Genomic DNA, 24,848 nt, shown 5'->3' with positions numbered 1-24,848 from the left:
GCCCCGGCCCCGGCCCCGGCCCCGGCCGAAGCCTGGCCGACTCGCCCGGGCCCTTGAACCCGGCGGGGCGGCCCCCAGAACAGGAACGTCGCCAGGGGATTGGCTGTTCCATTCATGGGACGGACAGGGAACTTTTGGCCTATTCAGCACTCCAACAGGCCGAGTGCTAAACTCCGGCCCATGAAAGAGGAACGCATGACCACCACCGCCCTGATCGCGAACAACCTGCCGATCCCGAGTGCGCTCGGTTCGCTGGACGCGTACATCTCCGCGGTCAACCGCGTGCCCGTGCTCACCGTCGAAGAGGAGCAGGACCTCGCGCGCCGCTTCCGCGACGAGGAAGACCTCGACGCCGCCAAGGCCCTGGTCGTCTCGCACCTGCGCTTCGTCGTGCACGTGGCCCGCGGCTACCAGGGCTACGGCCTCGGCATGGGCGACCTGATCCAGGAAGGCAACATCGGCCTGATGAAGGCCGTCAAGCGCTTCGACCCCGACCAGGGCGTTCGCCTGGTGTCCTTCGCCGTGCACTGGGTGCGCGCCGAGATGCACGAGTTCATCCTGCGCAACTGGCGCATCGTCAAGGTCGCCACCACCAAGGCGCAGCGCAAGCTGTTCTTCAACCTGCGCAAGAGCAAGAAGCGCCTGGGCTGGATGAACGACGCCGAGGTCACCGCGGTGGCCAAGGACCTCAACGTCTCCAAGCGCGAAGTGCTGGAGATGGAGTCGCGCCTGAGCGGCCGCGACGTCGGTTTCGACGCGCCGGACGAGGACAACGAGAACGCCCCGCCGTCGCCGGTCGCCTACCTGCGCGACGCCAGCGACGACCCGGCCATGGCCTACGAGCGCGAGAGCCACGAGGACGACCAGCTCGAGCTGCTGCGCGAGGGCCTGGCCGGCCTCGACCAGCGTTCGCGCGACATCCTCAAGCGCCGTTTCCTGGGCGAGCCCAAGGCGACGCTGCAGGAGCTTGCCGACGAGTACGGCGTCAGCGCCGAGCGCATCCGCCAGGTCGAGGCCAATGCGCTGAAGAAGATGCGGGCGCTGTTCGCGGCCTGATCCGCGCGGCGATGCAGTGAACGACGGCCCCGCGAGGGGCCGTCGTCGTTTCAGGGCCCGGAAGGGGGCGGCCGGACCCGTCGGCCGGGCTCAGCCCAGGTCGGCCAGCAGGCCGCGCTCGCGGGCGATGCGGGCCAGCTCGGTGGCGTTGCGGGCGCCGAGCTTCTCCATCAGGTTGGCGCGGTGCCGGTACAGGGTCTTGTCGCTGATGCCCAGGTCGTAGGCGATGGCCTTTGGCGGGCGGTCCGAAAGCAGCCCGCGCAGGGTGGCGCGCTCGCGCGGCGTCAGCAGCGGCACCGGGTTCGACACCGGCGGCGCCAGGTCCGAGCTCAGCACCACTTCGCCGGCGGCGATGCGCCGCAGCCCGTCGAGCAGTTCGTCGGCGGCCACCGCCTTGGTGAAGTAGCCGCGGGCGCCCTGCTCCAGCGCGCGCAGCACCAGGCCGGAATCGTCGTGCATGCTCAGCACCACGCAGCGCAGGCCGTGCATCAGGTCGCGCAGCAGGGCGATCAGGTCGAGGCCGCTGCTGGCGCCGTCGCCCAGGCTGATGTCGACCACGGCGATGTCGGCGGACACGCGTTCGAGCGCCGAGAGTGCCTCGTCGGCGTTGCGGGCTTCTGCCACCACCAGGAATCCGGGGGAACTCTCGATCAGTCGCTTGAAGCCCTCGCGGACGATGGCATGGTCGTCTATGAGGAGGACGCGGATCATGGCGCGGAGTTTGACAGTTCCGCGTCTCGGCCGAACCCCGGGGTGAGATTTTTTCTTAGTGTGACCGGAGTCCTTGTACGCGCCCCGATTGCGTACGGACAATCCGCGGATGCACGCGGCGCCTTCCCCTCCCGCCCCCGGAACCGCGTCCTGGCCCGCCTGGGTCGCGGTGCTGGCCCATGGCATCGGCTATTGGCTGCTGCTGGTGCTGGGGTTCCTGCACTGGCACGTGGCGACCGGCCTGCTGTTCCTCGTGCTCTGGCTGCTGCCGCGCCGGCAGTGGCCGGCGGTCATCGTCGTCACCATCGTGGTGCGCTGCCTCAACGGCATGCTGGTGGGCTGGCGCAACGGCGTCGAGGGCGGCTTCCTGCATTACTGGCACGACGCCGGATCGTTCCTGCTGGGCAATTTCGCCGAACCCTTCCTCGCCATCGCCGGCGTCGCGCTGCTGTGCCGCGCCAATGTACGGCCGCTGGCGCTGGCCAGCGTGGCGGGCATCGAGCGCTTCCTGGCCGCGGCCCTGGTCGCGGCGGCGCTGCTGGCGGGCAAGGACCTGGCCTACGTGCTCAACGAAGGCAGCGTCAGCGACCTGCGCCTGGCGCTGCTGGTCGACACCCAGCGCCTGGGCACCGACGTTTCGCTGCTGGCCTTCTTCTTCGTCAAGAACCTGCTGGGCCACTTCATCGGCATGCTGCTGGTGGTGCCCTTGGGGGCGTGGTGCGTGGAAGCGCGCCACCGCAGGGGTTCGCGCCGCATCCTGGGCGAGGCGATGATGCTGGCGCCGTTCTTCATCGGCCTGCTGGTGCTGGTGGCGTTGGCGCGCGACTCCAACGCGCTGGCCGAGCTGCTGCGCATGCTGGTGCTGGTGGCGGTGGTGGTGTTCTCGATGCGGCACGGCTGGCGCGGCGCGGCGCTGTCGCTGTGGTCGGCCAGCACCCTGATCGCGCTCGAGGACCACCTTGGCTTTGCCGCGCAGTGGCCCGTGTGGCTGCAGCTGTTCATCGCGATCGCCGGGGCCATGGCGCTGATGTTCGGCGCCACGGTGGACGGATTGCGGCAGCAGGCCGGGGAGCTGGCGCAGGCCAAGCGCCACCAGCTGCGCCTGGCGGAGGAGCTGCACGAGGCGGCGCTGCGCAACCTCAAGGTCGAGGAGCGCGAGCGCCACCGCCTGGCCGGCGAACTGCACGACGAGTTTGGCCAGAACCTGGCCGCGCTGCAGACCCACCTGAAGCTGTCGGCGCCGGACCTCGCCGCCGCCGGCCGCGTGGGCGTGGTCGATCGCCTGCTCGAGATCACGCGGCTGATGCAGCAGAACATCGGCCGCGTGCTGGATTCGCTGCGCCCGGCGGCGCTCGACGAGCTGGGCCTGTTCGGCGCGATCGACCGCGGCAGCCTGCGCCGGCTGGCCGAAGACGCCGGCCTGGTGTTCGAGACCCGGCTCGAGGGCGATGCCCGGCTGCTGGCGCGCCTGAACCCGGTCTACCGGGTGGCGGCCTTCCGCGTGGCGCAGGAGGCGATCACCAACGTCGTGCGCCACGCCCGCGCCTCGCGCTGCACGCTGCGGCTGCGCGTCAGCGCGCGCGACGGCCAGCTGTGCCTGTTCCTCGACATCCGCGACGACGGCCAGGGCCGCGTGGAGCAGATCCGCCCGGGCAACGGCATGTCCGGCCTGCAGGACCGCGTGCTGGCGCTCGGCGGCCGCCTCGTGATCAGCCAGCGCAAGCCGGGCCTGCGCGTGCACGCGATGCTGCGCCAGCCGCTCCGTCGCTGAGTCCATCGATCGGGCCAGGCCCGGCGGGTCGCCTTCAGTAGAGGTCGGTAGGGTCGACGTCGAGCGACCAGCGCACGCGGCGGGCCGACTTCAGCGCCTGCAGCTTCGGCAGCCAGTCGTGCAGGGCGGCATGCAGCGGCGCGCGCTGGGCCGCGTCGAGCAGGATCTGGCCGCGCGCCTTGCCGGCGCGGCGCGCCATCGGCGCGGGCATCGGGCCGTTGAGCTGCACGCCCTCGCGCGCGACGAAGGCCTCGCGCGCCTCGCGCAGGAAGCCCTGCATGTCGCCCTCGGTGGGTGCTTCGGCGCGCAGCAGCGCCAGGTGCGCGTAAGGCGGGAACTGCGCCACTTCGCGCTCGGCCAGCTGCAGCGCGGCGACGGCGGGGTAGCCGCCCGCGAGCAAGGTGTTGAGCAGCGGATGCTCCGGGTGGTGCGTTTGCAGCAGCACTTCGCCCGGCAGCTGGGCGCGGCCGGCGCGGCCCGCGACCTGGATCAGCAGCTGCGCGAGCTTTTCGCCGGCGCGGAAGTCGGCGCTGAACAGGCCTTCGTCCACGCCCACCACCGCCACCAGCGTCAGCCGCGGCAGGTCGTGGCCCTTGGCCAGCATCTGGGTGCCGACCAGGATGCCGGAGCGGTCGCCGAAATCGGCCAGGTGTTTCTCGATGGCGTCGCGACGGCGGGTGGTCTCGCGATCGACGCGGATCATCAGCGCCTCGGGGAAGCGTTCGGCCAGCGCCTCCTCGATGCGCTCGGTGCCGGCGCCCTGCGGCTGCAGCGCCAGGCTGGCGCAGTCGGGGCAGGCATTTGGCGGCGTGGCGCGCGCGCCGCAGTGGTGGCAGATCAGTCGCCGTCCGCCGGCGTGCACGGTCATGGCGGCGTCGCAGCGCTTGCAGTGCGCGCTCCAGCCGCAGTCATGGCAGATCAGCACCGGCGCGTAGCCGCGGCGGTTCTTGAACACCAGCGCCTGCTCGCCGCGCGCCAGGCAGCGGCCGACCGCCTCGAGCAGGTCTTCCGACAGCCCGTTGCGCAGCGGCCGCTTGCGGATGTCGACCACCCGCACCGCCGGCGGCCGCGCGCCGCCGGCGCGCTGGCCCAGCCGCAGGTGCCGGTAGCGGCCGGAGAGGGCGTTGTGCAGGGTTTCCAGCGAGGGCGTGGCGCTGCCGAGCAGCACCGGCACGCCGAGTTTGCTGGCGCGCACCAGGGCGAGGTCGCGGGCGTGGTAGCGGATGCCGTCCTGCTGCTTGTACGAACCGTCGTGCTCTTCGTCCACCACGATCAGGCCGGCCTCGGGCAGCGGGCAGAACACCGCCGAGCGCGTGCCCACCAGCACCCGCGCCTCGCCGCGCAGCATCGCGGTCCAGGCGCGCGCGCGTTCGCCGTCGGCCAGGCCCGAGTGGTAGGCCAGCACCGGCACGCCCAGGCGGCTGCGGAAGCGCGCCAGCGCCTGAGGCGTCAGCCCGATCTCGGGCACCAGCACCAGCGCCTGCCGGCCGGCGGCCAGGCAGTCGGCGATGGCCTGCAGGTAGACCTCGGTCTTGCCGCTGCCGGTGACGCCTTCGAGCAGGCAGGGCCGGAAACCTTCGCCCTCGCGCAGGGCGGCCAGCGCCTGGGCCTGCGCCGGCATCAGGGGTGGGCCGGGCAGGGCGGGCGCCGGTTCGGGGCGGCCCGCCAGCACGAGGCGCTCGGCCAGGCCGCGCTCGGCCAGCGCGCGGGCGGCGGCGCGCCAGTCTTCCGCCTGCTGGTCGAGCAGGTCCTCGCCCAGCGGGCGTTCGGCGAGTTGGAGCAGCAGCCGGCGCGGTTTGCCGTCGCGCCCGGGCGCGGCGGCGGCGGCCAGGCCGGCTGGCGTCAGCGCCCAGCCGTGCCGGGCGGTCTCGGGCAGCGGCTGGCCCGCGCGGATCGGGCCGGGCAGGGCCGTGGCCAGCACTTCGCCCAGCGGGGCGTGGTAGTAGCCGGCCAGCCAGCGCAGGCTCTCGAACAGCTCGCCGCCCAGCAGCGGCGCCGCGTCCAGCCGCTCCAGCACCGGCTTGAGGCCGTCGCCGCCGCCCTCGGCCGGCCCGACGCCGACCACCACCCCGACCTGCTCGCCGTCCCCGCGTCCGAACGGCACCCGCACCCGGCAGCCGATCCAGCCGGCGTCCACGTCCATGCCGGCCGGCGGCCGGTAGTCGAACGCGCGCGGGAGCGGGACCGGCAGGGCGATGCGCAGCGCGGTGTCGGGGGTCGACGGCATGCCGTCAGTCTAGCCTGTGGCCCTGTAGGAAGACCGCTTGCCCCACTTGCGCACTATTGCTGTCCGGGACATCAGGAAACGCCCCTAAGCTACTGTTCATCAAACCGAATCCTCCTTATCCACACCGCATGTGGATAACTCTGTGGAAGAGGCTTGGAGGAAGCTTGCGCACCCCCCACGCCAAGGGCGCTTGGGCTGGGTTGGCGATTTTTTAACCAAGCCGTCATAGTGCTTTCCAATCAACGGGTTACGGCAATCACAAATCAGTCATCACGGCCTTCACGGCGGTTCCGGGCCGCCGATGGCCGCCCCGTCTGGCGCTGTGCACAACGTTTCACGCCGGAAGCCGCGCCGGGCTTGGCGGAGCAGGGTTTTCGGCCCTGTCAACCGGCCCGGACTGTGACGGGTTCGATAGAATGCGGCGTGCCTTCCGCTGCCCCGACCCCCGCCTCCCCCGCCCCTGCCTCGTCCGCCCTGTCCGCCTTCCTGCGCGGCATCGAGCGCCGGGCGTTCGTGTTCGTGCAGGTCCAGTGCGGCCGCGACGAGGTCGCCCAGGCCGCCCTGGGGCGCGCCATGCGGGCGTTCCGCGAGGTTTCCGCGCACAGCCCGCTCTCGGCCTGGCCGGCGGCCTTCTGGGCCCTGCTGGTGGCCCAGGCCGAGCTGGCCGAGGGCCAGAGCGACATCCCCGAGCTCGGTGCGCTCAGCTCCGGGCCGCGCGCCGCGCTGCTGCTGCGGATCGTCGCCGGCCTCGACTTCGCGCACGCGGCCCAGGTGCTGGGCGTCAGCGAGCCCACCTACCGCTTCGCCCTGCAGCGGGCGCTGCAGCAGCTGGGCGACGCCGGCGTCAGCTACGCCGTGCTGGGCGCCCTGCGCGAGCGCCTGCACCGGCAGGTCAAGACGCTGCCCCCGGAACGCGCCGAGGCGCTGGCGGAACTGCGCGCCCGCGTCCTGCGCGACGCGCCGGAACCCGGGCCGGTCGTGCCGCCGCCGCCGTCGCCCTGGCGCCGGCGCCTGGCCTGGATCGCGCTCGCGCTGCTGGCGCTGGCCTTCGCCGCCACCTTCTGGCCGCAAACGCCCGCGCTGGCGCCGGGTGGCGTGCAGGCGCTGCCGGTCGAGCCCGCGCCCGCGCCGATGCCGGCCGGCAGCGACGCCGACCTGGTCACCCATCCCGACTTCGCCCAGATCGCGGCGCCCGGGGACGAAGCCCTGGCCGCCGACCTGGCCCTGCTCAGCTGGCTGGCCTCGGGCGAAGCCGACGCCGCCCTCGGGGCCGCCGAACAAGCCACCCCCGACCCGGAGGCCGACGATGCGCCCTGACCGAAGCGCCCGCGCGCTGGGCCTGGTGCTGGCCCTGGTCGTCGCCCCGCTGGCGGCGTTCCCGTCGCTTCCGCTGGAAGAGCGCCAGCTGCTGGCGCCGCTGGCCTCGTCGTGGCCGGCGCTGGATGCCGACACCCGGGCGAGGCTGCGGGCGAACGCTGCGCACTGGGCGGCGCTGGACGCGGCCTCGCGCGAGGCCCTGCGCCAACGCGTCCGTGAATGGGACGCGCTGCCGCCGGCCGAGAAGGCGCGCCGCCGCGGACCGTTCGCGGCCTGGCTGGCGCTGTCCGATGCGGAGCGTGCGCAGGTGCGCGCCGTCGCCGCCCGCTTCGCCGCGCTGTCGCCCGAGCAGCAGCAGGCCCTGCGCGCCGCCTTCGACCAGCTGCCCTCGGACCAGCGCCAGGACTGGTGGCTGGGCCCCGAGGTCGGCGGCGGCTTCGCCGAACTGCGGCCGCTGTTCGCCTTCGTGCCGGAAGGCGAGCGCGCCGCCCTGCGCGCGCTGCTGCGGGAACTGACGCCGGCCACCCGCGCGGACCTCGCGATCCTGGCGCGGCGCCTGCCGGCCAGCGAACGCGAGGAGCTTCGCCGCACGCTGGTGGCCGCGCCCCCGGAAGCCCGCGAGGCGCTGGTGCGCGAGCGCCTCGGCCGCTGAGCCGGCTTACAGGTTGACGAGGCTGGCGAGCAGGCTCGCGGTCGCGCCGAAGCTCAGCAGCACCAGGTAGCAGGTACCCAGCAGCGTGTACTTGAGCAGGGTCATGATCCAGCCCTGGCGGTAGACGCGCTTCTGCATCAGCAGCAGGTAGACCGGCATCCAGCACACCAGCGCCACCTCGGCGATGCGGATGCTGGCGGGCAGCCAGCCCAGGCCGCTGGCCCAGCCCGCCATCGCGTCGAGCAGCAGCACCAGCAGCAGCCCCGCGCACAGGAAGCTGTGGCTGTGCAGCGCCACGATCAGGTGCTCCATGTACAGCCGGCCCTTGAAGACGTACGCCACCTTCAGCAGCGCCGCGAACAGCGGCAGCAGCACGAACAGCGTGGTCGGCACCGTCGAGAGGAAGGCGTCCTTGAGCAGGTTCGGGTCGTCCTGGATGCGCTTGATGTTGCCCTGCGCGCGATCGACATAGCCGTTGAGCCTGGCGTTGCCCGACTCGCCCAGCCAGCCGATGACCAGCGGGTTCTTCTCCCGGTCCCAGGGCGTGCCGTTGAAGCTGATGGTGCCGGTGTCCTCGCGCGTCACCGGCAGCGGCTTGCCGGTGCGCTCGCTCTCCCGGATCTCCTCGATCCGGCGATCGGCCTCGTTCTTCACCGCCTTCTCGGCGATGTCCAGGCCGATCGACACGCCCGGCACGCCCTTGGATTCGTCCCGCGCCGCCGTGACCTCGGCCAGCGCCTCGTCGCGGATCTGCTCGACCTTGGCAACGGTGTCGGCCGCGAGCATCCGCTCGCCGAAGCCCTCGTTGACCACGTCGCCTTCGTCGCCCAGCCGCACCTCGGCGGCATCGCGCGGGGTGTTGTCGATCTGGAAGCTCAGCTGCGCGGCGAAGAACGCGAACAGGCTCAGGAACACGAACAGCCGCACCGGGCTGACGTAGCGCACGCGGCGCCCCGCGAAATACTCGTCGCTGAGGTAGCCGGGGCGGAACAGCAGCGGGCCGAGCGTGCGCAGGATGCGCGAATCGAGCTCGAACACCGAGTCCATGAAGTCGCCGATGATCGAGCTGAAGTGCCGCACCAGGCCCTTGGTCGGCTGGCCGCAGGCGTAGCAGTGCTCGCCCAGCAGGGCTTCGCCGCAGTTCTGGCAGCGGCGCGCCGGGGCGGCGTCGGGGGACGGGGTGGTTTCCGTGGTCATGCGGGGCTCCGGGGCGGCAGCCGCTAATATAGCGGTCCTCCGCCGGTTGGCATCGCCCCATGAGTCACTCCGAAACCCGCGTCGCGCGCCTGCTGCGCGAGATGCGCGTCAGCTTCCTGCTGGCCCTGCCGCTGGTGCTCGGGCAGGTGTCGTCCATGGCGATGAACATCATCGACACGCTGCTGGCCGGCCGGCATGGCCCGGTCACGCTGGCCGCGGTCGGCGTTGGCAGCGCGGTGTGGTCGGTGGTGATCCTGGTCAGCATCGGCGTACTGATGGCGGTGCCGCCGACGGTGGCGCAGCTCAACGGCGCCGGGCGCCGGGCCGAGATCGGGCCGGTGTTCCGGCAGGCAGCGTGGCTGGCGCTGGCCCTGGGCTTCGGCCTGTTCTTCGTGGTGCGGGCCGGCGCGCTGGCGCTGGAGCCGATGGGCATCACCGCCGAGGCGCGGCCCGAAGCCGTGGCCTTCCTGCGCGCGATCAGCTGGGGCGCCCCGGGGCTGGCGCTGTACTTCTGCCTGCGCAACCTCAGCGAAGGCGTGGCCTGGACGCTGCCGACCATGGTCTTCGGCATCGCCGGGCTGGTGCTGCTGGCGCCGTTGGGCTGGGCCCTGATGTTCGGGCTGCAGATGGGGGCGGCGGGCCTGGGCTACGCGGTGGCGATCACGCTTTACTGCCAGTGCGCGGCGCTGGGCAGCTACCTGTTCCATTCGCGACGCTTCGCCGACCTCGGCTTGTTCGCCCGCTTCGATCCGCCGCGCTGGGCGCCGATCCGCGACCTGCTTCGGCTCGGGCTGCCGATGGGTGTGTCCGTCTTCATGGAAGGCAGCCTGTTCGTCGCCACCGCGCTGCTGATCGGCAAGCTGGGCACGACCCAGATCGCGGCGCACCAGGTCGCGATCCTGATGGCCAGCCTGTGCTTCATGGTGCCGCTGGGCGTGGCGATGGCGACCACGGTGCGGGTTGGCCACGCGGTCGGGGCCGGCGATCCCTCGGCGGTGCGCTGGTCGGCGGCGGCCGGCTACACGCTGGCGATGGTGGCGCAGACGCTGTCGGCACTGGTGCTGGTGTTCGCGGGCGTGTGGCTCGCCGGTTTCTTCACGCAGGATCCGGCGGTGATCGCGCTGGCGGGGCTGCTGATGGCCTACGCCGCGGTGTTCCAGTACCCGGACGGGCTGCAGGCGATGTCGGCCGGCGCGCTGCGCGGGCTCAAGGACACCCGCGTCCCGATGTTCATCACGGTGCTCGCCTACTGGGGCGTCGGGCTGCCGCTGGGCTACTGGTTCGGCCTGGTGAAGGGACAGGGTGCGCCCGGGCTGTGGACCGGCCTGATCCTGGGCCTGAGCGTCGCGGCCGGCCTGCTGGGCTGGCGCTTCTGGCGGCTGGCGCGCCGGCCCCTGGCGCCGGTCCGGGTGACGTAAGGCGCATGCGGTCTTCACCCCGGCTGGGTATGCTGGCCCGAAGTTAAGTGGAGTACCGCAATGTCCGAAGCCAAGCGCGGCCCGATCCTGGGTTTCTTCCGGGGGGTCTGGAGCGTCCTCACCTTCTTCCAGCAGCTGGTGTTCAACATCTTCTTCCTGCTGTTCCTGCTCTTCGCCTTCGTCTTCCTGCTGGCGATCGCCGCCAGCCCGGGCGTGCAGCCGATCCAGGAGGACACCGCGCTGGTGCTGGACCTGGATGGCCGCCTGGTCGAGCAGTTCAGCTCGGCGCCGGTGGACCGCGTGATCAACCGCGCGACCGGCCAGGCCCAGCCCGAGATCCAGCTGCGCGACCTGCTGCGCGCGATCGAGGCCGCGCGCGAGGACAAGCACATCGATCGCATCGTGCTGCTGACCGACGGTTTCTCGACCTCGGGTTTCGCGGCGCTGCGTGACCTGGCGACCGCGCTGCGCGAGTTCCGCGACTCGGGCAAGCAGGTGGTGGCGTACGGCACCGACCTCGAACAGCGCCAGTACTACCTGGCCGCGCAGGCCGACGAGGTCTACATGGACCCGCAGGGCGGGGTGCTGCTCGAGGGCTTCGGCCGCTACCGCATGTACTACCGCGAGGGCCTGCAGGAAAAGCTCGGCGTGGACGTGCACCTGTTCAAGGTCGGCGAATACAAGTCTGCCGCCGAACCCTACGTGCTCGACGCCGCCTCGCCGGAGGCGCGCGAGGCCGACCTGTACTGGATGAACGACGTCTGGCAGCGCTTCGTCGCCGACATCGCGCAGGCGCGCGAGCTCGAGATCGACGCGCTGAACGCGATGATCAACGAGCTGCCGGCGCGCGTGCAGGCCGCGCAGGGCAACCTCGGCCAGCTGGCGCTGGACGAGAAGCTGGTGGATGGCCTGCGCACCGGCCATGAGTTCGAACAGATGCTGGTCGAGCGCGGCGCGCTGGACGAAGAGAACCAGACCTTCCGCCAGATCGGCCTCGACGGCTACCTGATGCACGTGGACCGCCCGCACCTGGGCCCGGACCAGCGGCCGAAGGTGGCCGTGGTGGTGGCGCAGGGCGAGATCACCTACGGCGAGCAGCCGCCGGGCACCGTCGGCGGCGAGTCGACCGCGGCGCTGCTGCGCGCGGCGCGCGAGGACGAGAGCGTCAAGGCGGTGCTGCTGCGCGTGGATTCCCCGGGCGGCGGCGTGTTCCCGTCCGAGCAGATCCGCCGCGAGGTGGAGCTGGTCAAGGCCGCGGGCAAGCCGGTGGTCGTCTCGATGGCGAACGTGGCGGCGTCCGGCGGCTACTGGATCTCGATGAACGCCGACAGCATCTACGCCGACGAGTCCACCATCACCGGCTCGATCGGCATCTTCGGCCTGTGGATGACGGTGCCGCGCGTGCTCGAGAAGATCGGCGTCAGCACCGACGGCGTCGGCACCACGCCGCTGGCCGGCGCCTTCGACCCGACCCGCCCGCTCGATCCGAACGTGGGCCTGCTGATCCAGTCGGTGATCGACCGCGGCTACGCCGAGTTCATCGGCAAGGTGGCCGAGGCGCGCGACGGCACCCCGGCCGAGATCGACCAGCATGCGCGCGGCCGCGTCTGGAGCGGCGCGCAGGCCAAGGAGCGCGGGCTGGTGGATGAACTGGGCGGCTTCCAGGCCGCGCTCGACGCCGCGGCGAAGCTCGGCGAGCTCGGCGACGACTACGTGGTGAGCTACATCGAGAAGCCGCTGACGCCGTTCGAGCAGTTCGTGGTGAACATGGGCAAGAGCTCGCGCACCGAGGGCCTGCTGCGCGTGCTGGCGCCGACCCCGCTGATGATCGACCGCGAGACCCTGGCCACCGCCGAGCGCGAGCTGGCCTGGCTGGACGGCAAGGGCCGCTCGCCGTTCCGCGCCGTGGCGCACTGCCTCTGCGCCTACTGAGGCGCGGTCGCATCGGAACCCGCGACGCCCGGGCTTGCCCGGGCGTCGTCGTTTCAGCCGCCGGCGTCCTCGAGCGTGCGCTGGCGCTCGGCTTCTTCCTTGGCCTGGGTGTCTTCGACGGCGCGGGCCTTGTCCAGCGGTGCCTGGATCGCGTCGCGCAGTTCGGTGTTGGCGGCCTGCGGTTCCGGCACCGTGTCGGGCGTGGGGTCGGGCTTGGGAGCGTCGCAGGCGGTGGCCAGCACCAGGCTGGCCAGGATCAGGACGAGGCGCATGGGCATGCTCCGTGGGGCGGTTGGCCGGTATCCTACCCCCGGGCCGCAGGGAGCATCCGATGACGATCAACCGCTGGCGACTGGACGGGCAGGTGGCGCTGGTGACCGGCGCCAGCGCGGGCATCGGCCGCGCCATCGCCGCCGAACTGCTGGGCCTGGGCGCCGACCTGCTGCTGGTCGCGCGCGACGAGGCCGCGCTGGAGGCCACGCGCACCGAGCTCGAGGATGAGTTCCCGGAAGCCCGCGTACGCGCCTTCCCCGCCGACGTGTCCGACGCCGAGCAGCGACGCGAGATCTTCGATTGGGTCGAGGACCTGGGCGAGGGCCTGCAGCTGCTGGTCAACAACGCCGGCACCAACACCAGCCGCGCGGCGATGGATTACGGCGACGAGGAGTGGCGGCAGATCTTCGAGACCAACCTGTTCTCGGCCTTCGAGCTCAGCCGCTTCGCCTTCCCGCTGCTGAGCCAGCACGCGGTGTCGTCGATCGTGAACGTCGGCTCGGTCTCGGGCCTGACCCACGTGCGCACCGGCGCGCCCTACGGCATGAGCAAGGCGGCGCTGCACCAGCTGACCAAGAACCTGGCCTGCGAATGGGCCGAGGACGGCGTGCGCGTCAACGCGGTCGCGCCCTGGTACATCCGCACCCGCCGCACGTCGGCCAAGCTGGCCAATCCCGATTACCTCGACGAAGTGATCGACCGCACGCCGATGGGCCGCGTGGGCGAGCCCGAGGAAGTGGCCGCCGCGGTCGCGTTCCTGTGCCTGCCCGCCGCCAGCTACATCACCGGCGAATGCATCGCCGTCGACGGCGGCTTCCTCCGCTACGGTTTCTGACGGGCGCCTTTTGTGGGAGGGACTTCAGTCCCGATGCTTCTCGTCGAAAGGCATCGGGACTGAAGTCCCTCCCACAATGGGCGCCGCTCAAGGGCAGGATTCGGCGACGATGGCGTCGAGGCGCAACACTTCCGACTTGCGGTAGGCCGCGGTGTCGCTGAAGGCGTGCAGGGCGTCGGAGCGGGCCTGTTTCAGCTTGGCGCGGAACTGTTCGCAGGCGTCGCCGTCGTCCAGGCGCACGCAGGATTCGGTGACCCAGCGGCAGGTGCCGGCCGCGGCGCTGGAGCCGCGCACGTCGTAGCCCAGCACCGGCAGCGGCACGCAGCGCGTGGCCGGGTCGTAGTCCTCGCTGAAGCGCTGGCTGCCGTCGTAGTCCGTGCACTGGAACAGCGGCGGCGGCGGGAAAGGCAGGCCCGGCTCGTAGTACGCCGGCGGCGGCAGCGCGGCGTCGACCGGCGCGGGCTCGGGCTCGCGTTCCGGTGCGGGCGGCGGCGGCGCGGGATCTCGCGGCCGCACCATGCTGCGCGCGGACTGCTGCTGGCCGGCGGGGCAGGGCTCGTCCTGCAGGGTGACGCGGCCGCCCGCGTCCTGGCAGCGGTATACGGTGAGGTCCTCGCCCGCGGCCGGGCCGACGAGGGCGAGCAAACTCGCTAAGCTGGCGATGACCCACGGGCGCATGCCGGGATTCTCCCTCCGCGCCCCCGCCACCGCCAGCCCGGGACACGCCATGACGCGCCTGCTGTTCATCCTCGCCCTGTTTGCCGCGTCGCCCGTCTTCGCCGCCATCCCGGCCGCGCCCGACCGCACCGAGGGCGAAGGCCCGTATCCCCAGCTGATCCTGCGCGGCGCCACCGTGATCACCGGCACCGGCGCGCCGGCCTACGGCCCGGTGGATATCGTCATCGAGGGCGACCGCATCCGCGAGGTGCGCATCGTCGGCAGCGCCAACACGCCGATCGACCCCAAGGGCCGGCCGGTGCTCAAGGCCGGCGGCCGCGAGATCGACCTGGCCGGGCAGTTCGTGATGCCCGGCATCGTCGACCTGCACGGCCACATCGGCGGCGAGGAGCAGGGCGTGGACGCCGAGTATGTGTACAAGCTCTGGCTCGGCCACGGCATCACGTCGGTGCGCGACCCCGGCTGCGGCAACGGCATCGACTGGTGCGTGTCCGAGCAGAAGCGCAGCGAGCGCAACGCGATCACCGCGCCGCGCCTGTTCCCGTACGCGTTCTTCGGCCAGGGCCGCGAAACGCCGATCACCACCCCGGAGCAGGGCCGCCAGTGGGTGCGCGACATGAAGGCGCGCGGCGCGCTGGGCATGAAGTGCTTTGGCTTCCGCCCCGACATCCTCGAGGCCGTGTTCGACGAATTGAAGAAGCAGGGCATGGGCAGCGCCTGCCACCACGCCCAGCTCGACGTCGCGCGCGTGAACGTGCTGACCACGGCGCGCTGGGGCCTCACCACGATGGAGCACTGGTACGGCCTGCCCGAGGCGCTGTTCGAGGGCCAGACCGTGCAGCAGTACCCGGCCGGCTACAACTACCTCGACGAACAGGACCGCTTCGGCGAGGCCGGCAAGCTCTGGGCGCAGGCCAGCGAAAAGGGCAGCGATCGCTACGAGGCGGTGATGAAGGAGCTGCTTGCGCTCGACTTCACCCTCGACCCGACCTTCAACATCTACGCCGCCAGCCGCGACCTGATGCGCGCGCGCCGCGCCGACTGGCACGAGGACTACACGCACCCGGCGCTGTGGGATTTCTTCACGCCCAACCGCGGCAACCACGGCAGCTTCTTCTTCGACTGGGGCAGCGAGGAGGAAGTGGCCTGGCGCGACAACTACCGGCGCTGGATGGCCTTCGTGAACGACTACAAGAACCGCGGCGGCCGCGTCACCGTCGGCAGCGATTCGGGCTACATCTACAAGACCTATGGCTTCGGCACCATCGAGGAGCTGGAGATGCTGCGCGAGGCCGGCTTCCACCCGCTGGAGGTGATCCGCGCCGCCACGCTGTCGGGCGCCGAGGTGCTCAAGGCCGACGACCGCCTCGGTTCGGTCGAAGCCGGCAAGCTGGCCGACCTCGTCGTGCTGCCGGAAAACCCGCTGGCCAACCTGAAGGTGCTCTACGGCAACGGCCACCTGCGCCTGGGCGAAGACGGTCGCCTGCGCCGCGTGGGCGGCGTGCGCTACACGATCAAGGGCGGGCTGGTGTTCGACGCGCCGGCGCTGCTGGCCGACGTGCGCCGCAAGGTCGCCGGGGAAAAGGCGCGCCGCGGCATCGAGCGGCTCGCGCAGCCCGGCGAGTAGCCGGGCCGCGCGCGCAGGCGGTCAGGCCGCCTTCGTCGCCTTCTTCACCGCTTTCTTGGCGGCGGGCTTTTTCGCCGCGGTCTTGGTCGCTTTCTTCGCGGCCTTCTTCGTGGCTTTCTTGGCCGCCTTCTTGGCCGGTGCCTTCTTCGGCGCGGCCTCGGTGGCTTCCTTCTTCACCGCCTTCTTCGCCGGCGCCTTCTTGGTCGCGGCCTTCTTGCCGAAGCGGCCGCCCTTGCGCACCGGCTTGCCCTCGGCCAGCAGCGCCACGCATTCCTCCTGCGTGAGGCTGGCGGGGTCGCGGTCCTTCGGGATCTTGCCGTTCTTCTCGCCGTCGGTGATGTACGGGCCGTAGCGGCCGTTCAACACCTGGATGTCGGTGCCGGGGAAGACCTTGATGGTGCGGTTGGCGATCATCTCGATCTTCGCCTGCACGCGTTCCACCGCCTGCTCGAAGCTGATGGTGTACGGGTCGTCTTCCTTGCCCAGCGAGGCGTAGGTGTCGCCCCACTTGGCGAACGGGCCGAAGCGGCCGATCGCGACCGTGACGTCCTTGCCCTCGAACTGGCCCAGCGCGCGCGGCAGGTTGAACAGCGGCAGCGCCTCCTCCAGCGTGATGGTGTGCATGCTGGTGCCCGGGCGCAGCGAAGCGAACTTGGGCTTGTCCTCGTCCTCGGCGGTGCCGATCTGCGCGAACGGCCCGTAGCGGCCCAGGCGCACGGACACGGGCTTGCCCGACTTCGGGTCGGTGCCGAGCACGCGCGAACCGGTGGCCTCGGAGCGATCAACCGACTCGCTCTTCTCGTCAATCGTGGCCTTGAACGGCTTCCAGAAGCGCTCGAGCAGCGGCACCCAAGCCGCCTCGCCCGCCGCCACGGAGTCGAGCTCGTCCTCGAGCTTGGCGGTGAAGTCGTAGTCCACGTACTGCGTGAAGTGGCCGGTGAGGAAGTTGGCCACCGCGCGGCCGACGTCGCTGGGACGGAAGCGGCGGTTGTCGAGGTACACGTACTCGCGGTTCTGCAGCACCTGGATGATGCTGGCGTACGTCGACGGACGGCCGATGCCGTATTCCTCGAGCGTCTTCACCAGCGAGGCTTCCGAGAAGCGCGGCGGCGGCTCGGTGAAGTGCTGGTCGGTGTGGATGCTGCCCAGCGGCACGGTCTGGCCGGTCTTCATCGGCGGCAGCTTGCGGCCTTCGTCGTCGTCCTCGGCCGACTTGGCGTCCTTGCCTTCCTCGTACACGGCCAGGAAGCCCGGGTCGATGACGGTGGTGCCGCTGGCGCGGAAGCTGTGTTCGCTGCCGGCGGCCAGTTCGACCGAGACGGTGTTCATCGTCGCCGGCACCATCTGCGAGGCGACGGTGCGCTTCCAGATCAACTCGTACAGGCGGCGCGCGTCATCGTCGAGGTACTTCGCGATCGAGGCCGGCGTGCGCAGGGCGGACGTGGGGCGGATCGCTTCGTGCGCTTCCTGCGCGTTCTTGGACTTGGACTTGTACTCGTTGGGCTTGTCCGGCACCGCCTGGGTGCCGAAGTCGCGCGCGATCACGTCGCGGATCTCGACCACCGCGTCCACCGACAGGTTCACGGAGTCGGTACGCATGTAGCTGATCAGGCCGACCGAGCCTTCCTCGCCTATCGCCACGCCCTCGTACAGCTTCTGCGCCACGCGCATGGTGCGCGAGGTGGTGAAGCCGAGCTTGCGCGCGGCCTCCTGCTGCAGGGTCGAGGTAATGAACGGCGGCGACGGCCGGCGCTTGCGCTCCTTGCTGACCACGTCGGTGACGCGCAGGGCGTCGCCGGCGGCCTTCACCAGGCGCGCGCGCGCGGCTTCGGCGGCCTTGGAATCGGTGATCGTGAACTGCTCGAACTTCTGCCCGTCCAGCTTCACCAGCCGCGCCGTGAACGCCTGCTGCGGGTGGTTGAGCTCGGCTTCCATGGACCAGTATTCGCGCGGCACGAAGGCTTCGATCTCCTCCTCGCGCTCGACGATCATGCGCAGCGCCGGCGACTGCACGCGGCCGGCGGACAGGCCGCGCTGGACCTTGCGCCAGAGCACGGGCGAGAGGTTGAAGCCGACCAGGTAGTCCAGGGCGCGGCGCGCCTGCTGGGCGTCCACCAGGTCGCCGGCGACCTGGCGCGGGTTCTCGACCGCGGCCTTGATCGCCTTGGGCGTGATCTCGGTGAACACGACCCGGTGCAGGGTCTTGCCCTTGAGCAGGCCGCGCTCCTTGAGGATCTCGGAGATGTGCCAGCTGATCGCCTCGCCTTCGCGGTCCGGGTCGGTGGCCAGGTAGACGGCGTCGGCGACCTTGGCGGCCTTGGCGATGGCCTCGACGTGCTTCTCGTTCTTTTCGATCAGCTCGTAGCGCATGGCGAAGCCATGCTCCGGGTCGACCGCGCCCTCCTTGGGCACCAGGTCGCGCACGTGGCCGTACGAGGCCAGGACGTGGAAGTCCTTGCCCAGGTACTTGTTGATCGTCTTGGCCTTGGCGGGCGACTCGACGATGAGGAGATTCTTGGCCATGGCCGGGGGGTTGCTCCGCTGGGGCGCGCTTCGGGGCGCCCAGATGGCACGGCCCGCGGGGGTCGCGGGCCGGGGGTCTTCTTTTTCATTAAGGCACCAGCCCGGCCGGCACTGTCAAGCCGGGCCGGCGGGCCGGAGGGCGGGGGTGGGGGCCCGGCGGCGGGCCCCGGACCGGGTCAGAAGCAGTTGGACGGCAGGTATTTGGCCTGGTCCAGGTCACTGGAGCAGGCGTAGCGGCCGTTCTCGTCGCGGGTCAGGTACAGGCTCCGGCCGGCCAGGGCGCCGTTGGCATGCAGGCCGCCCAGGGCGAGCTCGATCACACATCGGCCTTCGCCCAGCGAGACCAGCTGCACCGACAGCTGGCCGTCCAGGGTCGGCTCGGACAGGCCCAGGTCGTTGAAGTCGGTCGGGCAGCGGCCCTGGGTCTGGAAGTGCTCTTCCACGGCGACCACCAGGCCGCGTCCTTCGGCCAGGGCCGTGGCCAGCTTGGCGCGGATGATGTAGTCCTGGTAGGCCGGCAGGGCGATCGCCGCCAGGATGGCCAGGATGAAGACCAGGACCATGCCGCCGCCGCCGATCACCAGGGCAGGGATCAGGCAGCCGTTCTTCTTCTTGTCCTCCGCTGCCGGCGAGGCGGCAACCGCGATGGTCGGCGCGGTGGCGGCCGGGGCCATCGGCGGGCCCATGCCCAGCTCGTCGCGGAACTGCCGCAAGGGCGCCCATTGGGCCAGGCCATCGCGCCAGACCAGGCTGTCGTCGGTCAGCTGTCCGGCCTGGAAGGCCGCCGCCACGGCCGCGGCATCCACCGGCCCCTGGCGGTTCCGGGCTTTGTCCACGTAGTACCAGATGTCCATCGTTTCCCCCATGCCGCCCCGGGCGGTTTTCCCCAAAGAAAACGCCCGGCCGGGGCCGGGCGCCGTGTCATTCCCGGCCGGGCTAGTGCACCGGTTCGGGTTCGTCCTCGAACATCTGGCTTTCCATCCAGGCGTAGGCCGCTTCCGAGCCCGGCTGGTTGAACAGCACCATCAGCACGACCCATTTCAGGTCGTCCACGTCCACTTCGTCCTGGTCCAGGGCCATCACCCGGTCGAGCACCAGCTCGCGCTGGTCGGCGTCGATCACGCCGGTCTGCTCGAGGAACATCAGGAAGCCGCGGCACTCGATGTCCAGGCGGTCGAGCTCGGGCTCGGCGTAGACGCGCACCGGGGTGTCGAGGCGGGCGACGGACGACGCCGGGCGCTGGCGCGCGAGTTCGTCGAGCCAGTCGAAGGCCTTGTTGATTTCCGCGGGGCTGAAGCCGGCCTGGATCAGGCCATTCTGGAGCGAGTCACGATCCCGGACGGCGTCGGGGTCGTCGTAGAAGTAGTGTTCGAACAGGTACAGCAGCACATCCAGGATGGTCTCTTTCATTACCCTCAGCCTGCGCCCCGGGGGCGCGTTGGGAAGGTCAGGGACGGCGGGCGTAGCGACCGTTGTCGGCGACCACTCGCCCTTCCAACTCCATGAGAAGCAGCATGGAGGACAGGGCGGCCACCGTCAATCCTGTCCGCTCGGCCAGGGAATCCATGCCGGTGGGGTCGTGGCCCAGTGCCGACCACAGCCGGTTGTGGTCTTCATCGGTCGGCGCCTGTCCGCGGGCTGACCGGGCGACGGGCGGTGGCGGGGCGGTTTCCAGGCGTCCGCGCAGGGCATCGGCCAGGGCCTGGGCCACCGGCGCGAGGGCCTCGACCACCTCCTCCGGCGACTCGACCAGGGCGGCCCCGTCCCGGATCAGGCGGTGGCAGCCGCGGGCGGTGGGGTTGTCCACCGAGCCGGGCAGGGCGAAGACTTCGCGGCCGGCCTCGGCCGCCAGCCGCGCGCTGATCAGCGCACCCGAGCGCATCGCGGCCTCGATGACCACCGTGCCCAGGCTGAGGCCGGCGATGATCCGGTTGCGGCTGGGAAAGTGGCTGGCGCGCGCGGGCGTCCCGGGCGGATGCTCGGTCACCACGGCGCCTGTGGCCACGATGCGCGCCATCAGGCCGGCATGCGAGGCGGGATAGCAGCGGTCCGGCCCGGTGCCGACCACGGCGACGGTGCGCCCGGCGGCCAGGGCGCCGGCATGCGCGGCCGCGTCGATGCCCTCGGCCAGCCCGCTGGTGACGGCCCAGCCGGCGCGCGCGAAGGCCTCGGCGAACCGGTGCGCACGCTCGCGCCCACCCGGGCTCGGATGGCGGCTGCCGACGATCGCCACCTGCGGGTGCCACAGCAGGCCGGCGTCGCCCGTCATGAACAGCAGCGGCGGCGGGTTGGGCGAGCGGCGAAGCAGCGCCGGGTAGTCCGGGTCCTGCCAGCCAAGCAGGCGGTTGCCCGGCGCGGAGCACCAGGCCAGGTCGGCCGCGAGCGCGGCGGGATCGGGCTGGCGCATGGCCATCCGCGTTTCGGGCGCGAGGTCCAGGCCGGCACCGTGGCGCGCGGCGTCAAGCGCGGCCGCGGGAGCGGGCCGGGCCTCGAGCAGGGCGCGCAGGGTCGCGGCCGGCAGGTCGGCGCGGGCCAGGATCAGGAGGGCGCGATCGTTTTCCAAGGTCCCCAAAGCATCGCGGCGCCCGAAGGCGCCGCGATGTAGGAACACTGCCTGACGCGATGTCTTACTCGGCCGCGTCCGGGTGCTTGAGCACGTCGCCCTGCGAGATCGGGCGGATGCCGTTCATCACCAGCGCGTAGCTGACCTTGTCGAAGGTGCGGAACACCATCACGTGGCCGAGGAAGTCATCCGGCATCTCGACCTTGTCCCGGCTGGCCATGAAGGCATTGCGGTTGGCGATCCGGTCCGGACGCACCGCACCCTCGCCCCAGACGGAGAAGGTGTGGCCGTTGCGGATGCCTTCGCGGGCACCCACCGACAGCGCGACCACGTAGCGCGGACCGGCGCCCATGCCATCGGCCACGGCCAGGATGCGGCCGTTGTCCGGGATGCTGTCCGGCGCCCGCGGCATGAACTGCAGGTCGTAGGGCTGCGATTCCGGCGGCAGGACGCGGTCGCCGACGCGGATCTCGCGGCCTTCGTCGCGCAGCAGCACCACGGCCACTTCGCCCTGGACGCGGGTCACTTCGCCGCTGGCGTGCAGCTGCAGCTCGTGGCCCAGGACTTCGCCCGAGGCTTCGCCGAAGCCCATCGGGGTCGTCCAGTGGCCGTGCAGGCGGTCGCCGCGGTCATCCAGGCGGGTGAAGCCCGGGATGCGCTTGCCCTTGCCACCGCCGAAGAGGTTGACCGGGCGGACGATGTCCACCAGCTGGCCCGGCTGGGCCCCTTCGAGGCCGCGGACGTAGACCAGCTGGCCAGCCGCCGCGCGCATCCGGTCTTCCTCGAGGCCGACCACGTGCGGCAGCGACTCGATGTCGTCCAGCACGGTGAACTGCTTCAGGAAGGCTTCGATGTCGGACAGCGGGATCGTGTTGACCGCCTCGCCGATCTGCGGGCCCTCGGCCTGCACGACGGGCTTGCCGTCGATGTAGACCAGGCTGAGCACGTCCCCCGGATAAATGAGGTGCGGGTTCTTGACCTGCGGGTTGGCCTGCCAGATCTCGGGCCACAGCCAGGGCTTCTTGAGGAAGCGACCGGCAATGTCCCAAAGGGTGTCGCCCTTCTTGACCGTGTAGGTAGTCGGATGATCGCCGGCAAGCTCCGCCGCGACAGCGGCAGTGGCGATGGTGAGCAACATGGCAGCAGTAACTGCAAGAAGCCGTTTAAGCATGGCGGCTATCCACCTGATTTTCCCCGGACAGGTTGGACGACTATAGCCCAAATCCCGTCCCTGAATGCAAGCCCACCCGGGCTATACTGACGACCCGGTCCCTTGAGGTCCGGTTCCGTCCTCCCCATCTCACCGTCCATGGCCAAGCTCCCCATCCTGGAATTCCCCGATCCGCGCCTGCGGACCGTCGCCAAGCCGGTCGCGCAGGTCGACGACGCCCTAAAGGGCCTGATCGCCGACATGTTCGAGACCATGTATGACGCGCCCGGCATTGGCCTGGCCGCGACCCAGGTCGATGTCCACCTGCGCCTGCTGGTATTGGACGTAAGCGAGGACAAAAGCAGGCCAATGGTCTTCATCAACCCGGAGATCCTCGAGACCGAGGGCAGCCAGGTCTACCAGGAAGGCTGCCTGTCCGTGCCCGGCATCTACGCCGACGTCTCGCGCGCCGACCGCATCCGCGTGCGTGCGCTGGACCGCGACGGCAAGCCGTTCGAGCTCGAGGCCGACGGCCTGCTGGCGGTCTGCATCCAGCACGAGATGGACCACCTGGCCGGCAAGGTCTTCGTCGATTACCTCTCGCCGCTCAAGCGCGAGCAGGTCCGCAAGAAGCTCGCCAAGCAGCAGCGCGCCGGCGCCGCCTGAGTGGCCCTGCGCATCGTCTTCGCCGGCACGCCCGGCTTCGCGGTGCCCTGCCTGCGCGCGGCCGCCGGCCGCGGCGAAGTGGTGGCGGTCTACACCCAGCCCGATCGTCCCGCCGGCCGCGGCCGCCAGCCCGCCGCCTCGCCGGTCAAGGTCGAAGCCCTCGCGCGCGGCCTGCCGGTGTTCCAGCCCGAGAACTTCAAGTCCGCCGCGGCGCGCGAACAGCTGCGCGAGCTCAAGCCCGACCTGATGGTGGTGGTGGCCTATGGCCTGATCCTGCCGCAGTCGGTGCTCGACATCCCGCGCATGGGCTGCTGGAACGTGCACGCCTCGCTGCTGCCGCGCTGGCGCGGCGCTGCGCCGATCCAGCGCGCGCTGGAAGCCGGTGACGCCGAGACCGGCGTCTGCCTGATGCAGATGGAGAAAGGCCTCGACACCGGCCCCGTGCTGCTGTCGCTGGCCACGCCGATCACCGCCGAAGACACCGGCGGCAGCCTGCACGACCGCCTGTCCCTGCTCGGCGCCGAGGTGCTGGAGGATGGCCTGAAGCTGCTGCGCGCGGGCATGCGTCCGCTGGTGCAGCCGCAGCCGGCCGAAGGCGTCACCTACGCCCACAAGCTCGACAAGGCCGAGGCCCGCCTCGACTGGTCGCGCCCGGCGCGCGAGCTGGCCAACCGCGTCCGCGCCTTCAATCCGTGGCCGGTGGCCGAGGCGGAGCTGGCCGGCGAGCGGGTGCGCATCCACGCCGCTGCGGCGCTCGACCACGCGCACGGCCGCCCGCCCGGCACGGTGCTGGCCGCGGGCCGCGACGGCATCGACATCGCCTGCGGCGACGGCGCGCTGCGCCTGCAGCAGGTGCAGCGCGAAGGCGGCCGCCCGATGGCCGCCGCCGACTACCTCAACGCCCGCCCGGCCCTGCGCGGCGCATGAATTCCCCCGCCGGCGCCGCCCTGCGCGCCCGTGCCGCCCGCGTGCTGGCGGCGGTGCTGGGCGAAGGCCGTTCACTCAAGGCGATGCTGGGCCAGGCGCTGCCGGCCGTGCAGGATCCGCGCGACCGCGCGCTGCTCGAGGCCATCTGCTTCGGCGCGTTGCGCAACCGGCGCCGCTACGACTACGCACTTTCACAGTGGCTGGCCAAGCCGCTGGCCGCGCGCGATTTCCCGGTGCACTGCCTGCTGCTGGCCGGCCTCGCGCAGCTCGATGCGCTCGGCCTGCCGGCGCACGCCGCGGTCGGCGCCACCGCCGAAGCCACCCGCGAACTGGGCCGTGCGCCCCTGGTCGGCCTGGTCAATGCGCTGCTGCGCCGCGCCAGCCGCGAGCCCTTGCCGGCCAGCAAGGACCTGGCCATCAGCAGCAGCCACCCGGACTGGCTGGTCGCCGCGCTTTACCGGGACTGGCCCGACGAGGTCGCGGCGGTGCTTGACGCCAACAACCGCCCGGCGCCGATGTGGCTGCGGGTGAACCCCGGCCAGTTGGGCATCGACCGCCTGTTGCGTTCCCTGCGCGAGGACGGCCTCGCCGCCACGGCCCTCGAGGCCTTGCCCGATGCCGCCCGCGTGGACGATCCGATCCCGGTCGAGCGGCTGCCGTTCTGGCATACGGGCGCACTCGGCGTGCAGGACGGCGCCGCGCAGCTGGCCGTGCACGCGCTCGCGCCCGGGCCGGACGACCGCGTGCTCGATGCCTGCGCCGCGCCCGGCGGCAAGACCGCGCAGATCGCCGAACGCCTCTACGGCGGCCACGGCGAGCTGCTGGCGCTCGACATCGAGTCGCGCCGGCTCGCACGCGTCACCGAGACGCTGGCGCGCCAGGGCCTCGACTACGACCGCGTGCAGGTGAAGGTCGCCGACGCCGCCGCGGTCGAGACCTGGTGGGACGGCCGCCCCTTCGACGCCATCCTGCTCGACGCGCCCTGTTCGGCCACCGGCATCATCCGCCGCCAGCCGGACATCAAGTGGCATCGCCGCGCGGACGACATTCCCGCGCTGGTGGCCCAGCAGGCGCGCCTGCTCGACGCGCTGTGGCCGCTGCTGCGCCCCGGCGGGCGGCTGCTTTACGCCACCTGCTCGGTGCTGCGCGACGAGAACGAACACCAGGTCGACCGCTTCCTGGCGGCGCATGCCGATGCCGCCGCGCTGCCGCTCGACGCGCGCTTCGGCCGGCCCAGCGGCGCGGGCCGCCAGCGCCTGCCCGGCGAGGACGGCATGGACGGTTTCTACTACGCGCTGCTGCAAAAGAAGGCGTGAGGCCGGGCG

At 71.5% G+C, this 24,848-nt stretch carries 21 protein-coding genes; 11 read left to right on the top strand and 10 right to left on the bottom strand.

The features are described from left to right. Nucleotides 1-180: 180 nt before the first annotated feature. Nucleotides 181-1,056 (top strand): RNA polymerase sigma factor RpoH, encoded by an 876-nt coding sequence (rpoH, locus tag N787_RS06200; RefSeq protein ID WP_034211731.1) that lies wholly within the window; start codon nucleotides 181-183, stop codon nucleotides 1,054-1,056. Between the two features lie 90 nt (nucleotides 1,057-1,146). On the opposite strand, the gene N787_RS06195 is transcribed toward rpoH, so the two are convergent. Continuing rightward, on the bottom strand, nucleotides 1,147-1,767 hold the full coding sequence (locus N787_RS06195; protein WP_034211724.1) for a response regulator transcription factor: 621 nt from the start codon (nucleotides 1,765-1,767) through the stop codon (nucleotides 1,147-1,149). A 109-nt stretch (nucleotides 1,768-1,876) separates the two neighbouring features. On the opposite strand from N787_RS06195, the gene N787_RS06190 reads away from it, so the two are divergent. Then, nucleotides 1,877-3,538, top strand: a complete 1,662-nt coding sequence (locus tag N787_RS06190) for a histidine kinase (protein ID WP_034211719.1) — start codon at nucleotides 1,877-1,879, stop codon at nucleotides 3,536-3,538. A gap of 34 nt (nucleotides 3,539-3,572) precedes the next feature. Here the strand turns inward: N787_RS06190 and N787_RS06185 are convergent, their stop codons facing one another. Next, a complete protein-coding gene (locus N787_RS06185; RefSeq protein ID WP_034211718.1) occupies nucleotides 3,573-5,765 on the bottom strand; it encodes a primosomal protein N' in 2,193 nt (730 codons plus the stop codon). A gap of 423 nt (nucleotides 5,766-6,188) precedes the next feature. Between N787_RS06185 and N787_RS14265 the strand changes: the two genes are divergently transcribed. Then, complete coding sequence (locus tag N787_RS14265; RefSeq protein WP_052575200.1) at nucleotides 6,189-7,082, top strand: sigma factor-like helix-turn-helix DNA-binding protein; 894 nt, start codon at nucleotides 6,189-6,191, stop codon at nucleotides 7,080-7,082. Beyond that, nucleotides 7,072-7,734, top strand: coding sequence for a DUF3106 domain-containing protein (locus N787_RS14260; protein ID WP_052575199.1), 663 nt, complete (start codon nucleotides 7,072-7,074; stop codon nucleotides 7,732-7,734). Before N787_RS14265 ends, N787_RS14260 begins: the two co-directional genes overlap by 11 nt. Before the next feature lie 6 nt (nucleotides 7,735-7,740). Here N787_RS14260 and N787_RS06170 read toward each other — a convergent pair whose 3' ends face one another. Beyond that, a complete protein-coding gene (locus tag N787_RS06170; protein WP_034211717.1) occupies nucleotides 7,741-8,931 on the bottom strand; it encodes a DUF3667 domain-containing protein in 1,191 nt (396 codons plus the stop codon). 59 nt (nucleotides 8,932-8,990) lie between these two features. Here N787_RS06170 and N787_RS06165 point away from each other — a divergent pair, with 59 nt between their 5' ends. Both N787_RS06165 and sppA read left to right on the top strand, forming a co-directional pair. Then, nucleotides 8,991-10,349 carry an MATE family efflux transporter gene (locus tag N787_RS06165; protein WP_052575198.1) on the top strand — a complete coding sequence of 453 codons (1,359 nt, stop codon included), beginning with the start codon at nucleotides 8,991-8,993 and terminating at the stop codon, nucleotides 10,347-10,349. A gap of 60 nt (nucleotides 10,350-10,409) precedes the next feature. Further along, nucleotides 10,410-12,281, top strand: coding sequence for a signal peptide peptidase SppA (gene sppA / locus N787_RS06160; RefSeq protein ID WP_034211716.1), 1,872 nt, complete (start codon nucleotides 10,410-10,412; stop codon nucleotides 12,279-12,281). 53 nt (nucleotides 12,282-12,334) lie between these two features. Here sppA and N787_RS06155 read toward each other — a convergent pair whose 3' ends face one another. After that, entirely contained in the window at nucleotides 12,335-12,553 is a 219-nt protein-coding gene (locus N787_RS06155; RefSeq protein WP_034211715.1) for a hypothetical protein, read from the bottom strand. Nucleotides 12,554-12,612: 59 nt separating this feature from the next. Here N787_RS06155 and N787_RS06150 point away from each other — a divergent pair, with 59 nt between their 5' ends. Further along, on the top strand, nucleotides 12,613-13,389 hold the full coding sequence (locus N787_RS06150) for an SDR family oxidoreductase (RefSeq protein WP_034211714.1): 777 nt from the start codon (nucleotides 12,613-12,615) through the stop codon (nucleotides 13,387-13,389). A gap of 87 nt (nucleotides 13,390-13,476) precedes the next feature. Here the strand turns inward: N787_RS06150 and N787_RS06145 are convergent, their stop codons facing one another. Continuing rightward, nucleotides 13,477-14,067 carry a DUF4124 domain-containing protein gene (locus N787_RS06145; RefSeq protein ID WP_034211711.1) on the bottom strand — a complete coding sequence of 197 codons (591 nt, stop codon included), beginning with the start codon at nucleotides 14,065-14,067 and terminating at the stop codon, nucleotides 13,477-13,479. 49 nt (nucleotides 14,068-14,116) lie between these two features. On the opposite strand from N787_RS06145, the gene N787_RS06140 reads away from it, so the two are divergent. Beyond that, nucleotides 14,117-15,694: an amidohydrolase family protein gene (locus N787_RS06140; RefSeq protein ID WP_034211761.1), complete on the top strand. Its 1,578-nt coding sequence runs from the start codon at nucleotides 14,117-14,119 to the stop codon at nucleotides 15,692-15,694. Between the two features lie 21 nt (nucleotides 15,695-15,715). On the opposite strand, the gene N787_RS06135 is transcribed toward N787_RS06140, so the two are convergent. The 5 genes from N787_RS06135 to N787_RS06115 form a co-directional block, all read right to left on the bottom strand. Then, on the bottom strand, nucleotides 15,716-18,217 hold the full coding sequence (locus tag N787_RS06135) for a DNA topoisomerase I (RefSeq protein WP_034211709.1): 2,502 nt from the start codon (nucleotides 18,215-18,217) through the stop codon (nucleotides 15,716-15,718). Between the two features lie 176 nt (nucleotides 18,218-18,393). Beyond that, on the bottom strand, nucleotides 18,394-19,071 hold the full coding sequence (locus tag N787_RS15410) for a pilin (protein ID WP_034211707.1): 678 nt from the start codon (nucleotides 19,069-19,071) through the stop codon (nucleotides 18,394-18,396). An 82-nt stretch (nucleotides 19,072-19,153) separates the two neighbouring features. Beyond that, a complete protein-coding gene (locus N787_RS06125) occupies nucleotides 19,154-19,627 on the bottom strand; it encodes a DUF494 family protein (protein ID WP_034211705.1) in 474 nt (157 codons plus the stop codon). 37 nt (nucleotides 19,628-19,664) lie between these two features. After that, nucleotides 19,665-20,789 (bottom strand): DNA-processing protein DprA, encoded by a 1,125-nt coding sequence (gene dprA / locus N787_RS06120; RefSeq protein WP_034211703.1) that lies wholly within the window; start codon nucleotides 20,787-20,789, stop codon nucleotides 19,665-19,667. A 55-nt stretch (nucleotides 20,790-20,844) separates the two neighbouring features. Next, nucleotides 20,845-21,951 carry a LysM peptidoglycan-binding domain-containing protein gene (locus N787_RS06115; RefSeq protein WP_034211701.1) on the bottom strand — a complete coding sequence of 369 codons (1,107 nt, stop codon included), beginning with the start codon at nucleotides 21,949-21,951 and terminating at the stop codon, nucleotides 20,845-20,847. 138 nt (nucleotides 21,952-22,089) lie between these two features. On the opposite strand from N787_RS06115, the gene def reads away from it, so the two are divergent. Genes def through rsmB form a run of 3 tightly spaced genes read left to right on the top strand, consistent with a single transcriptional unit; the run spans nucleotide 22,090 to nucleotide 24,839 of the window. Further along, nucleotides 22,090-22,596: a peptide deformylase gene (gene def / locus N787_RS06110; protein WP_034211699.1), complete on the top strand. Its 507-nt coding sequence runs from the start codon at nucleotides 22,090-22,092 to the stop codon at nucleotides 22,594-22,596. A gap of 6 nt (nucleotides 22,597-22,602) precedes the next feature. After that, the gene (fmt, locus tag N787_RS06105; protein ID WP_034211754.1) at nucleotides 22,603-23,523 is read left to right on the top strand and encodes a methionyl-tRNA formyltransferase; all 921 of its coding nucleotides are present in this window, start codon (nucleotides 22,603-22,605) and stop codon (nucleotides 23,521-23,523) included. Next, nucleotides 23,520-24,839 (top strand): 16S rRNA (cytosine(967)-C(5))-methyltransferase RsmB, encoded by a 1,320-nt coding sequence (gene rsmB / locus N787_RS06100; RefSeq protein ID WP_034211697.1) that lies wholly within the window; start codon nucleotides 23,520-23,522, stop codon nucleotides 24,837-24,839. Before fmt ends, rsmB begins: the two co-directional genes overlap by 4 nt. The last annotated feature ends 9 nt before the right edge of the window (nucleotides 24,840-24,848 follow it).

The organism is Arenimonas metalli CF5-1 (genome assembly GCF_000747155.1).
Lineage (GTDB): Bacteria > Pseudomonadota > Gammaproteobacteria > Xanthomonadales > Xanthomonadaceae > Arenimonas > Arenimonas metalli.
The sequence above is the reverse complement of the archived record's forward strand: the minus strand, read 5'-3'. Positions and strand labels throughout refer to the sequence as shown.